At 40.1% G+C, this 13,429-nt stretch carries 12 protein-coding genes and 2 pseudogenes; 9 read left to right on the forward strand and 5 right to left on the reverse strand.

Going from position 1 to position 13,429, the window contains the following annotated elements:
• Nucleotides 1-87: 87 nt before the first annotated feature.
• The 4 genes from MUN88_RS10530 (at nt 88) to MUN88_RS21670 (ending at nt 3,458) form a co-directional block, all read left to right on the forward strand.
• The gene (locus MUN88_RS10530) at nt 88-1,164 is read left to right on the forward strand and encodes an N-acetylmuramoyl-L-alanine amidase family protein (protein ID WP_244724180.1); all 1,077 of its coding nucleotides are present in this window, start codon (nt 88-90) and stop codon (nt 1,162-1,164) included.
• Between the two features lie 277 nt (nt 1,165-1,441).
• Nucleotides 1,442-2,401, forward strand: coding sequence for a D-2-hydroxyacid dehydrogenase (locus tag MUN88_RS10535; protein ID WP_244724184.1), 960 nt, complete (start codon nt 1,442-1,444; stop codon nt 2,399-2,401).
• 161 nt (nt 2,402-2,562) lie between these two features.
• Nucleotides 2,563-3,330, forward strand: a complete 768-nt coding sequence (locus tag MUN88_RS10540; RefSeq protein WP_244724187.1) for a hypothetical protein — start codon at nt 2,563-2,565, stop codon at nt 3,328-3,330.
• Nucleotides 3,330-3,458, forward strand: a complete 129-nt coding sequence (locus tag MUN88_RS21670) for a hypothetical protein (RefSeq protein ID WP_256463984.1) — start codon at nt 3,330-3,332, stop codon at nt 3,456-3,458. Before MUN88_RS10540 ends, MUN88_RS21670 begins: the two co-directional genes overlap by 1 nt.
• A gap of 660 nt (nt 3,459-4,118) precedes the next feature.
• On the opposite strand, the gene MUN88_RS10545 is transcribed toward MUN88_RS21670, so the two are convergent.
• Both MUN88_RS10545 and MUN88_RS10550 read right to left on the reverse strand, forming a co-directional pair.
• On the reverse strand, nt 4,119-4,466 hold the full coding sequence (locus MUN88_RS10545; RefSeq protein ID WP_244724456.1) for a winged helix-turn-helix transcriptional regulator: 348 nt from the start codon (nt 4,464-4,466) through the stop codon (nt 4,119-4,121).
• Nucleotides 4,440-4,790 (reverse strand): annotated as a pseudogene (locus tag MUN88_RS10550) (winged helix-turn-helix transcriptional regulator); the annotation flags it as partial. The gene MUN88_RS10545 and the pseudogene MUN88_RS10550, both read right to left, overlap by 27 nt.
• 110 nt (nt 4,791-4,900) lie before the next feature.
• Here MUN88_RS10550 and hxlA point away from each other — a divergent pair.
• Together hxlA and hxlB are read left to right on the forward strand one after the other, a co-directional pair.
• Nucleotides 4,901-5,533 carry a 3-hexulose-6-phosphate synthase gene (hxlA, locus tag MUN88_RS10555; RefSeq protein WP_244724190.1) on the forward strand — a complete coding sequence of 211 codons (633 nt, stop codon included), beginning with the start codon at nt 4,901-4,903 and terminating at the stop codon, nt 5,531-5,533.
• Between the two features lie 4 nt (nt 5,534-5,537).
• Nucleotides 5,538-6,095 carry a 6-phospho-3-hexuloisomerase gene (gene hxlB, locus MUN88_RS10560; protein ID WP_244724193.1) on the forward strand — a complete coding sequence of 186 codons (558 nt, stop codon included), beginning with the start codon at nt 5,538-5,540 and terminating at the stop codon, nt 6,093-6,095.
• A gap of 895 nt (nt 6,096-6,990) precedes the next feature.
• On the opposite strand, the gene MUN88_RS10565 is transcribed toward hxlB, so the two are convergent.
• On the reverse strand, nt 6,991-7,545 hold the full coding sequence (locus MUN88_RS10565) for a TetR/AcrR family transcriptional regulator (protein ID WP_244724196.1): 555 nt from the start codon (nt 7,543-7,545) through the stop codon (nt 6,991-6,993).
• 191 nt (nt 7,546-7,736) lie between these two features.
• On the opposite strand from MUN88_RS10565, the gene MUN88_RS10570 reads away from it, so the two are divergent.
• A complete protein-coding gene (locus tag MUN88_RS10570) occupies nt 7,737-9,218 on the forward strand; it encodes a glycine betaine uptake BCCT transporter (RefSeq protein WP_244724199.1) in 1,482 nt (493 codons plus the stop codon).
• 68 nt (nt 9,219-9,286) lie between these two features.
• On the opposite strand, the gene MUN88_RS10575 is transcribed toward MUN88_RS10570, so the two are convergent.
• Entirely contained in the window at nt 9,287-9,493 is a 207-nt protein-coding gene (locus MUN88_RS10575; protein WP_244724202.1) for a YczO family protein, read from the reverse strand.
• Between the two features lie 486 nt (nt 9,494-9,979).
• On the opposite strand from MUN88_RS10575, the gene MUN88_RS10580 reads away from it, so the two are divergent.
• Complete coding sequence (locus tag MUN88_RS10580) at nt 9,980-11,407, forward strand: aldehyde dehydrogenase family protein (RefSeq protein WP_244724205.1); 1,428 nt, start codon at nt 9,980-9,982, stop codon at nt 11,405-11,407.
• Nucleotides 11,408-11,677: 270 nt separating this feature from the next.
• Here the strand turns inward: MUN88_RS10580 and uvsE are convergent, their stop codons facing one another.
• Nucleotides 11,678-12,643: a UV DNA damage repair endonuclease UvsE gene (gene uvsE / locus MUN88_RS10585; protein WP_244724208.1), complete on the reverse strand. Its 966-nt coding sequence runs from the start codon at nt 12,641-12,643 to the stop codon at nt 11,678-11,680.
• Between the two features lie 123 nt (nt 12,644-12,766).
• Here uvsE and MUN88_RS10590 point away from each other — a divergent pair.
• Nucleotides 12,767-13,427, forward strand: a pseudogene (locus tag MUN88_RS10590) (MBL fold metallo-hydrolase).
• Nucleotides 13,428-13,429 lie beyond the last annotated feature (2 nt).

Below are 13,429 nucleotides of genomic sequence, written 5' to 3' on the forward strand. Positions count from 1 at the left end.
GTCATTTTTTGTTATATTAAGGTTACTATTTTCTTGAATTAGGTATAAAAATAGATGACTAAAAGACATACAACACGGAGGGGTTCGATGACAAGAAGGGCTATCATCTTAAGTTTATTTTTTCTTTTCTTTTTATTACCAGTATCAGTCAGTGCAAACGATGTATATGAAGTGGATGCAGATGTTCTCATGGTCAGAGAGGGGCCGTCATCAGACAGTGACATCATAGGAAAACTGAAACACGGTGATCGTGTATCGGTTTTTAATGAATCGTATGGTTGGTATCAAACATACTTCGGTGGTGAAAAAGGTTGGGTAGCATCGCAGTATTTAGTTGGTACAACGGACTCGAACAGTGAGAATGTTGATACTAATGAAGAAATTAATATTACGAAGGAAAACGTGCGAATTCGTTCCGGCCCAGGGACTAATTATCGAATGATTGGTTCGGCCTCGCTTGGAGATACATATCCATTAGTGGAGACTAGCGGGAATTGGGTGAAGGTCGAACTATTTAGCGGAAACTCTGGTTGGATCGCTTCCTGGTTGACGAGTAAACAAACAGGTTCTTCTTCGGCGGAATCAAAAGATACTGTATCCAATCAGTCCAGTGATCAGGCGAAAGGTGATTTGCAAGGCAAAACGATTATTCTTGATCCCGGTCATGGAGGGATTGATCCTGGAGCAATTGGTATGGGGGGAGTATTTGAAAAAGACTTGACCTTGCAAGTTGCTGACGATATTGCGACCGCATTGCGTAATGCCGGGGCACATGTTCTTTTAACGCGGAGTGATGATCGATATGTCTCGCTTCAACAAAGAGTGCATATCAGTAATGCGTATAATACTGATCTATTTCTAAGTTTGCATTTTAATGCGATGAATTCTTCTGCTATTAATGGGACAAGTGTCCATTATTATGGTGAGGACAGCCGCCAGTTGGCCTATCAGATGCAGAATGATGTGAGTGACCACGCTGGATTAACAAATCGCGGCGTGATGCAAGACGGTTATTATGTTTTGCGAAATAATCAGCATCAAGCTTTATTGTTGGAGTTAGGGTTTATTACCAATCCGCATGATTTGCTAACGATTCAGACACAAGATTATCAAGTGGGACTGGCTAAGGGGATTACGCAAGGATTGGTGGAATATTTACAATAGGTTTGTAGCAGATCTTCTTATGTGAGGAGATCTGTTTTTTTATAAGTTGGGAAGCATGATTAAAATAGTAAAAGTAAGGGTTCTTATAATGTGGATTATGTAAAGTAGCTTAGTGGTAATATGACGTGCTTAGCAAAGCCCGAAAAATGCTCCGCTTCTTGTGAAGTCGGGCTCAGCTAGGTTACTAATTGAATATCCTTGCTCCGTTGTTCTTACTAGAAGTAGTCAGGAAAAACATGATAAACTAAATTTGTAATAGTACCGTGGGAGGGCTTGGATGACAAAGCGTACACTAGTAATCAACTGGAATCTGAATGAAACATTAGTTAACGAGATAAAACAAGAAATCCCTGAGTGGAACGTTATTACAAAAGACACGGACACGATCGAGGATGAACTGGCTGAGGCCGAAGTGGTGCTGCATTGGAAAAGGGCCATTGCGCCGATTGTGCTGGAGAAGAATGAGAAGCTTAAGTGGATACAAACATTTAGCGCTGGTGTCAACAGCCTTCCGCTTGATGCACTCCAACAACGAAATGTGATGCTGACGAGTGCCAATGGTATACATGCTTACCCGATCTCGGAAACCATCTTTGCATTGATGCTTGGTTTGACACGGAATATTCATACATATGTGCGTCAACAGCAGGAGAAGACATGGCACAATGCAGACCTTCGTCTTGAAATCCATGAAAAAACAATTGGCATTATCGGTGTTGGTGCAATTGGTCAAGAAACAGCTAAAATAGCTAAAGCGTTTGGTATGAAAGTGCTCGGCATGCGTCATTCTGGCAAAGCAACGGAGCACATTGATGCTATGTATGCGCCGGATCAGCTGGCCGACCTTTTGCCTCAATGTGATTATGTCGTTATTACGCTTCCATTGACCGACGAAACGACCGATATGTTCGGTGCAGAAGCGTTCCGGCAAATGAAAGACAGTGCTTTTCTGATTAACATTGGAAGAGGACCAATTGTCAAAGAGGAAGAGCTGATTCAAGCATTGCAACATAAGGAGATCGCAGGAGCTGGCTTAGATGTCTTTGCGACAGAGCCTTTACCAGAAGACAGTCCTTTATGGACGATGGAGAACGTGATCGTTACACCACATTCCGCTGGAGCGACGGAATATTATGATGAGCGTGTGGTCCGGGATGTTTTTATTCCTGACTTAAGACATTACCTGGAGTACGATACCGTGAATATCAATTTGGTCGATTACAATAAAGGGTATTAACATTTTGGTTTAACGTCTGATAACAGGGGCGGGAAAAAGAAGTGACATTTGGAATTATATTTTTGTGGTTTCGTTTTGGAATTGCTGTGGTATTATCTAATTAAATCTGATAATATATGGTAAAATGAAGATTGAATCCAGATAAAAGGAAGTGATTCAAAATGGACGCTTTTTTTTCCTTCTTTATCTTAGGTATTCCGGGAGTACTGACCTACTTAATTACCAAAGGTTTAGGAACCTCAACTTCTAATCAACAATCTAATACGGAATTGGTGGCGATAACGTCTTTACTATGGATTCCCACTATATTAGTCTCCATTCTATTGTTTAATCTACTTTACTTTTTTTCTGATCTCATCTTAACCGCTACTAATATTGCTTATTTTTCAAAGTTTGATATTACCTATATTAACTCGATCTCGACCCTGAAAGATAACATTGATCCGTTTATTTTCATCTTCTTCTTTTCTATCATTATGATCATTAGCAGTATCGCAGTCTCAATCATCGCTCCATCTATTTACTCTATCTTTATTCATCTCGTTAACAATATAAGGTTAAAGAAAAAACATGCTAAAATCAGCCCAGGGATTTCTGTTTGGCATAAATTTTTTATTTTAAAAAATGACGAACAGCCGAGTGAAGCAAATAATGAGCAAAGTCTACTTGTTCAAATGCATTATCTTGATGATAAAACAAATCCCATTTATGGCAGCTTGACCTTTATACCAGCAGACGATAAGCAGAAAAAACAGTTTATCATTGCATACAAAAATGAATGGACGGAATTGATCGAAGAACTACATCATATAAAGGGGAATTTCAGCGTTCCAATATCCCGTACCTTTTTTGATGCAGATTCGAGATTGGTCGTAAACGAAATTGACAGGATTAAATTAGATGAGATCATTGAGGAGGTGAATCGTTAATGCCTTCTAAACATAACAAGAAGAGCGATAAAAAAGGAAGCAGTATTAAAAAGAGTTATGGTGAAGCTGTAGAGAGGCCACCTGTAAAACCGCCTAAATTAAAGCCAAACAAAAGTGAAAAAATATAAGCGGAGGACGTTCCTCTTGTTCGGAAAGAAACGCTAAATCAATAATGGTTTAGCGTTTTTCTAATAATGTAAGAAAGCATTTAATCCGCGGTACAAAGGGATTTTTAATGGGGCAAAGGAAAAAGTCAGGTTCAGTGAGAGAAGTTAATTAATCGTACATTGCGGCGCAATCGGACAAAAAGAAGTTCGAGAAGCGTTCAATTATCCGATAGAATAACATCCCGTAAAGCCCCACCTACCACAGCTCCATCACACTATTTACTATTAATAAATACTTCCTCAAGCGACTGTTGTTCCATGCTCATTTCATATAATGGAAAGCAGATTGTATCAATGGCTGGGATAACCTAGGCAGGTTCTCATCAATGCTAACATTGACAACGATGTAAGGCATTTTTGATGAAACAAACTCCACATTAAAATCCCACGCTGCCGATAGCTCTGTCATTTTATCAAATGTTAAAGCAGGCGCTATCGGGATCGCATCACTGTCTCATTCACCGTAGTTACTTACAATTCAGCAGGTGTACCAAGCCTCGTTATCTTTCTTTTACTAATGATACCAAGCGGACACTGATTTTATCAGTGCCTTCGGTCAGCCGTCCCCCCACAAGACGCGGAGCATATTTCTGGAGCTTTGCTACGCACAATAAAAAATGTCTAACTTGAAGTCTTGGTATGCTCTATGTAACGCTTTCCCCAATCCTCTAACAGATGCAGGATAGGAAGTAAGCTTTTTCCTTTGGCGGTCAGCGAGTATTCTACTTTTGGCGGGACAACAGGATATACTTCCCGGTGGACTAATTCATCTTTCTCTAATTCTCTTAATTTATTTGTTAACATTTTTTGCGTGATGCTGGGTATTAGTTTTCGGATCTCGCCAAAGCGTTTCATGCCTTTTAACCCTAAATGACACAATATAATCAGCTTCCATTTGCCTTCGATTACAGACAGGGTGAGTGTTTTTTCGTAATAAACATCATCAGTACCTGTTAACTCTTTGGTCAAATGTTCTTTTCCCCAATCATAAAACAATTCTAATATAGGTAACAGGCTTTTTCCTTGATCTGTCAGGGAGTATTCCACTTTGGGAGGGGCAACACGATAGACCTCTCTACAGACAATATGGTTATTTTCTAATTCTCTTAATTGATTCGTGAGCATCTGCTGTGTAATGTTAGGGATCAATTTTTTTAATTCTCCAAATCGCTTGGTACCTTTTAGTCCTAAATGACAAAGAATAGTGATTTTCCATTTGCCCTCTATGACAGACAATGTTAATTCCTTTTCAGGATAGATGTTTTCCATATGTATCGCCGGTCCTTTTCTCATGCGTTAGTCTATGTTTAGATACTATAACAGAAAAAAGTGCCTACTTACACAATTTAGATTTCGTTTATATAATAGACGATGTAATCGAGATAAAGAAGGAGAGAAACCATATGAAATTACAATTAGCATTAGATCTGGTTAACATCCCGGAAGCAAAGGAATTAATTAAAGAAGTGGAGAACCACATTGATATCGTCGAAATTGGCACACCAATTATCAAGATTGAAGGACTTAATGCTGTTAAAGAAATAAAAGAAGCATTCCCTGATTTGGAAGTATTGGCAGACTTAAAAACAATGGATGCGGCAGCATATGAAGTCTTAAAAGCGTCAGAAGCGAAAGCAGACATTGTGACAATTCTTGGGGTAGCAGAAGACGAATCGATTAAAGGTGCGGTAGAAGAAGCGAAAAAACAAGGCAAGCAAGTATTGGTTGATTTAATCGCTGTGAAGGATATTGAAGCAAGAGCGCAAGAATTGGACGCTTTTGGAGTGGATTACATTTGTGTACACACAGGATACGACTTGCAGGCAGTAGGCAAAAACTCTTTTGAAGATCTAACCAAGATTAAAAAAGTAGTAAAAAATGCGAAAACAGCAATTGCTGGCGGTATTAAATTAGATACACTTCCAGAAGTGATCAAGCAACAGCCTGATTTAGTGATTGTCGGTGGCGGCATTGCCAATCAGGAGGATAAACAAGCCGTTGCGGCCAAAATGCAAGAGATGATCAAGCAAGGATAATCCGATGAATACGACAGAATTTTTGCAGGAGATTATCACAGAGCTGTCCCAATCGGCAAATCAAATTGACGGGCAAGAAGCGGAAGACCTCGTGAACAAGATTTCCGAAGCGAACAAGGTATTCGTTGCAGGTGCTGGCAGGTCAGGTTTTATGGCCAAATCATTTGCGATGCGGATGATGCATATGGGACTGGATGCTTATGCGATTGGTGAGACGGTAACCCCTGGTTTTGATCAAGACGATATCTTATTGATTGCAACTGGATCCGGTGAGACAAAAAGTCTGGTAACTATAGCGGAAAAAGCGAAGAAGATTGGTGGTACGATTGTAGCTGTTACTTTATCACCCACTTCTACTATTGGTAATCTCGCTGATTTTACTGTTACGTTACCTGGGGCACCGAAAGATCATACAGGTACTGATGCTCACACGATCCAGCCAATGGGATCCTTGTTTGAACAAACCTCCTTACTTTTCTATGATGCCGTCATTTTACGGTTTATGGAAAAGAAGGGCTTGGATACGAATAACATGTATGGAAAACATGCGAATCTTGAATAGCATGGGGAGGGAGTGTAACGTCATTTGTTACACTCCTGTCTTTTTTCTTCTTCGAATCTAAAAAGGTAGCAACCAAGCCGATGCAATCATAAAGGATAAAGGCTGTACCATATCGCCAGCTTCCGATGATATAGCCAGCAAGTGAGGAACCTAATACTTGCCCGACTGCCAAGAGCAGAAAAGACATGCCAATACCTGGTGATGCATTCGTAATAAAGGCGCGTATTCCCAACACAAGAAGAATGCCGGTTAAAAATACATAGGTAACCGAAGAGTCCCCGAAGAGTCCCGTTGATACATAAGGGATTAGCCAATCAATTGTTGCGAGAGGTAATATAATGGATGCACAACCGATCGCTAAGCTTCCGATTTTATATGCGAAAGACAGTCCATATTTTCAATCAATGAACCAGAAAAGCCTCCTAGTACCCCGAATATACCAATGGCGATCCAAAATCCTTAGAGCAGCGCCTCTCCCCATTCACCTGCGACTTCCATATATGATCTGGAAAAGGTACAATAGGCTGCAGAAGAAAAGCCCAAGATAATGGAGACCCAAATCAAGGAAAGAGCTCACTCTACACCTAGAATGAAGAGGGTTCCTTTTTTAAATCTCACTCTTGCAGCCGATGAAACTTGAGTATTATCCGCGAGTTCCATATCCAAATCAGCATTGTTAAGAATAACGAAGAGATCACACCAGATACAAACTCAGACATTTCAAGGGATGTATTGATATCTGGAAGAAGCAACCAAAGCTGAATCTCGCAAAGCCATAGGTGACAGCAATCATCGCTACACCGGGCAAAACGATCCTTGAGAATTTTTATGCTATAGTATCATCCTAACTTAACAAATTATATAGAACGACCTTTCTATTTTTTGTGTAAAAAAATTACGATGTGTGTTGGACAAGCGTCCTCGCCATCGCAATAGAATATTCGGTTGCTTTCTCAGCACCAATTAAGGTTGTCATAGAGGTGGTTCCTTCCAGAAGCAATATAAACTGATTAGCTAAATCACGCTCGTTATCTATCTTTTTTTTCTGAGCTAGCTGTTGAAAATAGTGAAGTAATTTTGATTTATGCCCTCTGGCAATGTTCTCAATTTCATTATCGGATCCCGCATAATCCTCAATCGCTCGTATGAACATATCTCCTTTATAAGATTCTTCTTTTAACCAGCGACCATGAGCTTCTACCACTAGAATAAAAGGAGAATCAGAATCCATCTCTACATGTGAATCCAGATAGGACCAATAGCGTTCTTCTCGTTGTTTTAACACTTCTTCTACTAAATTTTCTTTGGAAGAAAAATGATTATACAGCGTCATGGATGCGACATTCGCCTCATTAATGATTTGCTTTAACCCTACGCCGCGAAAGCCATGTTCATAAAATAAGCGTTCAGCTACTTCTAGTAATGCTTCTTTTTTTGCAGATCGTCTCATGTGATTATTTCTCCTTTAAACTAGATAGAACAGTCAATATAGCTACAGATTATCAAATGGATATAACATCGTCAACTGATTATGACGGCTCATTGGATCATGGAATGGGTTGATTATTTGAATCTTCCTATGTTATAAATAGAAAGGTCGTTCTATATAAAGAAGTAACAAAATGTAGTAAGGTGGTTTTTATGAACAAAGTATCAAATGTTTTTTGGATTTCGTTATTTATTTCCATTGTTTTTGTAGCGTGGGGAGCATTGGCACCAGAGAATCTGGACAATGTTTTTTCCAGCATCCAAACATTTTTGACGGATAAATTCAATTGGTTATATATTTTTTCTGTTACGATTTTCCTTGTGTATTCTATTTACTTAATGTTTAGTAAGTATGGAAAAATGAAGTTGGGGAAGCCTGACGAAAAGCCTGAATATAGCCGTATTTCATGGTTTGCAATGTTATTCAGTGCTGGAATGGGAATTGGTATCATATTCTGGGGTGCAGCAGAACCACTTGTTCACTTTGCAACTCCTCCAGAAGCTGATCCTGAAACAAAAGAAGCTGCAACTAAAGCGTTACGGTATTCTGTATATCATTGGGGCCTTCAAACATGGGCGATTTATACAGTGATAGCTCTTGCCATTGCTTATTTCAAATTTAGAAGAGAAGTGCCTGGTGTGATCAGTGGAACGTTGCAACCACTCTTGGGCGACAGAGTAAATGGCGCTATTGGTAAAGTGATTGATATTATCGCTGTTTTTGCGACTATATTTGGCGTAGCGACATCGCTTGGACTAGGAGCTTCACAAATTAATGGCGGTCTGGCTTTTATTTCGGATATTGAAAATTCAATGTCCACTAAATTTATCATTATAGGCATTGTGACCGTATTGTTTTTAATATCTGCCTGGTCGGGTATTAATCGAGGAATCAAGTATTTAAGTAACCTTAATATTATTTTGGCAGTTGCCCTTCTGCTATTTATCCTGATCGTAGGGCCAACTGTTTTTATCTTAAAAAATCTAGGTTCGACCTTTTTATCATATGTGACGCATCTACCAACGGATAGTATCAGAGTTTCTCCTGAAGATCCGGAATTTGCGCAGTGGGTGAAGGATTGGACGGTGTTCTATTGGGCATGGTTTATCGCTTGGTCGCCGTTCGTTGGTGCCTTTATCGCGAGAGTGTCTAGAGGACGAAGCATTCGCGAATTCATCTTCGGTGTCCTTTTTGTCCCTACTCTTTTCTGTATATTATGGTTTGCGGTGTTTGGAGGAGGAAGTCTGTTCCAGGAGTTGCAAGGTATCAACACCGGTTTATCAGATTTAGCAAAAGAGGAAGCGATGTTTGGTATGTTCTCCTCCCTTCCATTTGGTACAGTAGCTACCATCTTAGCTGTATTGCTAATCAGTACGTTTTTTATTACGTCAGCTGATTCAGCTACGTTTGTTTTGGGGATGCAGACAACCAATGGCAGTCTCAACCCACCAAACGTGGTCAAAATGACTTGGGGTGTTATTTTAGCAGCGACAGCCTCTGTACTACTGGCATCCGGAGGTCTAGGTGCTTTGCAGACAGCATCGATCGCGTCAGCTTTTCCATTCATCTTTATTTTGTTGACCATGATCGTCTCGTTAACGAAAGCATTGAGAGAAGATTATCGGGAAGAGTAACGATTCTTGAGAATGAAAAACGCTAAACCAGAGATGGTTTAGCGTTTTGTTACATGTGAATAGATATTTTATTTATCTTTTCGATGCTTTTGCTCTGATTCTGAAGTGCTTTGGCTATTTTCTTTTTGCCTTATATTCTTTTCCTCGATTTCTACATCCTTTAAAGGAATTTCATCCACTGTTTGCAGTTCCTCGAATTCTGACAGGTCTGGTTGTTTTTTTACTTTCTCCGTCTTTTGATTCTGTACGTTTTTCTGCTGACGGTTATTCTTCACATCTGTCACCATCCTTTAGTAGTGATGAGGATTCTTGTTTTGCGCTTTCCCTTTTTTAGAACGCTGTAAACCCTCCGAAACTAAGTGCGACCGTCATGATCGATTCATAATATAATGACTTAACTGCCTAATGATCACAACTGTGTGAAGCAAAGCGCCGAAAATATACTCCACGTCCTGTGGGCACGGCTTCAGATAGGCTACTACTTCTTTGCTGCCTTGTACCGAGGAAGCCGCTTCATACAAAGTTAGCTTCAACCATGCCCCGCAGGACGCGAAATGATTGGCTGGAGCGTATCTCAGCACCTCTTAGCTAGATGACATAATCCGTATTAAAGGAAGTTGTATATATTTACGTTCGTAACGACTGCTCAGGGTTAAGAGTACCATCTCCATGTCCGAAGTGTTTAAAAATACAAATAAAGGGAAACGTTCTGTAAGGCAACATGATTTAGATCATATTAAAAGAAAGGATCGGATATCAATATGTATAACTATACAAAGCAATTCATAAATGGAGAATGGATAGAATCAACAGGAAATGAAACAATTGCTGTTATTAATCCAGCCTCAGAAGAAAAAATTGGTACGATCGGTTCTGGAACACAAGAAGATTTAGACAAAGCGGTACAAGCAGCCAAAGAAGCATTCCCTTCTTTTTCTCAAACATCAAGAGAGGAACGCGTTCAATTATTAGAAAATATCGCTAAAGAATATGAAAAAAGAAAAGACGAGTTTATTAATATTATCACAGAAGAGCTCGGTTCTTCTGTGACATTTTCAGAAGAAGTCCAATATACAATGGGCTTGAACCATTTTAAAGAAACGGCAAAAATTCTTCGAGACTTTCCATTTTCAGAGGAGAGAGAAGATTCATATATTCAAAAGGATGCGATCGGTGTAGCAGGCTTAATTACACCTTGGAATTTCCCAACCAACCAGATTTCTACCAAATTAGCCAGTGCACTGGCATCCGGCAGTACGGTAGTTTTTAAGCCTGCATCAAAGACACCATTTGCTTCTATCCTGTTAACAGAAGTAATGGATGCGGCCGGCGTTCCTAAAGGTGTCGTGAACTTAGTAAATGGTAAAGGTTCCACGATCGGAAACGGCATTAGTTCGCATCCGGACATTGACTTTGTTTCATTCACTGGATCAGGTAAGGTCGGTAAGAAAACGATGGAAAATGCAGCACAGGATATTAAAAAAGTGTCGCTTGAGTTAGGTGGTAAATCACCTATTGTAGTGTTGGATGATGCCGATGTGGATAAGGCAGCTCATGCCGCTCTATCCAACATTGCTTCCAATACAGGACAAGTATGCTCAGCGGGTACACGTATTTTCATACCAAAAACAATGCACGATCCATTCGTTGATGCTGTAAGACGATTAGTGGACGAGTACCCTGTTGGTGATCCGAAAGATAAGAACACCTTCATGGGACCACAGGTTTCCGAGGATCAATGGGAAACCGTTCAAGAGTATATTCAAATAGGTATCGATGATGGTGCAGAATTAATTGTTGGCGGAAAAGGTAAACCAGAAGGATTAGAAACGGGTTATTACTCCCGAATCACCATGTTTACCAATGTGGATCACGACAGTGCCATCGCGCAGGAAGAAATATTTGGTCCGGTAATGACTGTATTCACGTATGATACGCTGGAAGAAGCGATCGAACTCGCGAATACTACCATCTATGGACTAGCTGGCTATATCGTTGGTGAAGATCCAGCTACCTTAACTAAAGTTGCAAAAAGTATTCGTGCCGGAAGAATCACTATTAATGGTGCTGCTGCTGACTTCAGTGCACCATTTGGCGGATTCAAACAATCTGGTATCGGACGCGAATGGGGCGACTATGGTATGGAAGAATTTTTAGAAGCGAAGACGATTTTGGGAATGCCTAAATAAGGAAATGAGTAAATAGGAAGAAATGTTTATAATGGATGTATGGGCTTTGAGTCTATACATCCTTTGTTTTAGGACCTGTCGCTTCTTTAATTGTTTTTGAATGTGACTTGTCCAGGGCTTATACTCTTTTCCATTTCGTATATACTAGGCAACAAAACGTAACGCATCATTTAGCAAATACACCTCAGTTTGTCTTGTTAAGAAAAAACGTAATGGTATATACCGTGTGGAGTCATGTTTTTTTGAGATTCAATAATGCTTTTTGATTAACTACCTCAACCGAAAAGCCCCTCCATCCATCACCTCCACATCATCCCGCATTCCAACCTGCTTCATCAACCGGAATAATGCCGCGTCTTTATATTTCGCCTCGATCATACAGTCAATTTGCGGTACAGATCCGTTTATCTCTTTCAAAAATTTGAAAAACATATCGATATCAATATAGTCAGCATGGTGTCGCATCTGTTCGTTACTCTTAGGACTGGAAATATGCATTTTGATTGGCAGCGGGGAATACTTCCACGTTTGGACAATGCGCTCCCAGTTTTCCGTCCAGTTTTCTTTTTGGTGATGCACAAGGTGGTGATGGTAATCAAAAACAAGTGGAAGGCCTAATTTCTCGCATAGAAAAAGGGTATCGTCTACTGTGAAAGAGGTATCGTCATTCTCCAGCATCATCATTTTTTGTATCGGTCTTGGGACAAGCATCCAATTGTCGATGAAGCGCTCCAGTGATTTTTCGGTTTCCTTATATTTACCGCCGACATGAATGACACAGCGATGCTCAGGATTTATGCCCATTCCTTTTAGAAGCAAATAGTGCATTTTTAGCGTCAGCACGGAATTCTTCAGTATCTCTTTTTTGATAGAATTCAATACGACAAAATGATCCGGGTGGAAATCAATCCGTATTTGATGCTGCTTTACATAGTCTCCGATTTCGATCAATTTTTCCCGGAGTGGTTTCATATAATGCCAATCCAGCAGTTCCTCGTGATTGGCTAGTGGAATAAGTCGTGATGTCAGACGGTAAAAAGAGATGTCTGACGCTCTGTTATGCTTTAAAATTCGTAAGGTGTTATGTAAATTTTCGAGGGCGATTCGCTCTAGTTTTCGAATCGCTGCCTCTCGATCTCTTATTGTTTCAAATTGCTTAAATGTCATCGTTTGCGAAGGTGAGGCATTTTTTACGTATTTGCTCATGGCCACATAGCCAAGTCGGACGATTGTCATGGTTACCTCCTGGATTGAATAATGATAGTAATGTTAGTTTTTCTTAAAATTCTTTTTATTATGTAACCACCTTGTGATCTCAATCGTATCTATGGGATATAAATATTCGGGGAGTGGATGAAGGTGAAAGTAACAAAGTCTAACCAGCTGTATCAGCTCGCTTTTATGCCGAGATTTTTTCCTGTTAATTGTTATTTTGTAGAGGAAGATCAATCCCTTACACTAGTCGATGCTGGATTACCTTTTTTCAAAAAAGCGATTGTCAAAGCTGCGGCTGATATCGGAAAGCCAATTGAAAAAATTGCTCACACATATTCACAGTGACCATATTGGAGCGTTGGCAGGATTGAAAGCGGATCTGCCTGAGGTGGAAATTTTCGTGCCTTCTGAAGACATAAAAATGCTGGATGGCGGTCTGGAAAAACAAATCAATCGTGTGCCGTATCAGCTATTTGAGGATGGTGCTCAAATCGGTTCTTTGAAAGCGATTCTGTCACCTGGTCATTCGCCGGGCAGCATGTCTTTTTTGCATGTGAGAGATCACAGTCTGATAGCAGGGGATGCCTTCCAAATATTCGGTGGATTAGCTGTATCTGGAGATGTCCGTTGGCGATTTCCGTTTCCTGCTTGGGCCACATGGGATAAAAAAATGGCAGTGGGAACAGCGCAACGATTAGTGAATTTGCACCCCTCTGTGCTGGCGGTTGGCCATGGCGATTTGTTATCTCATCCGGAAAAGCAAATGAAGGATGTTGTAAAGCGTGCGAAACAACAATTGATGTAAGA

This window comes from Gracilibacillus caseinilyticus (assembly GCF_022919115.1).
GTDB classification, from domain to species: Bacteria; Bacillota; Bacilli; order Bacillales; family Amphibacillaceae; genus Gracilibacillus; species Gracilibacillus caseinilyticus.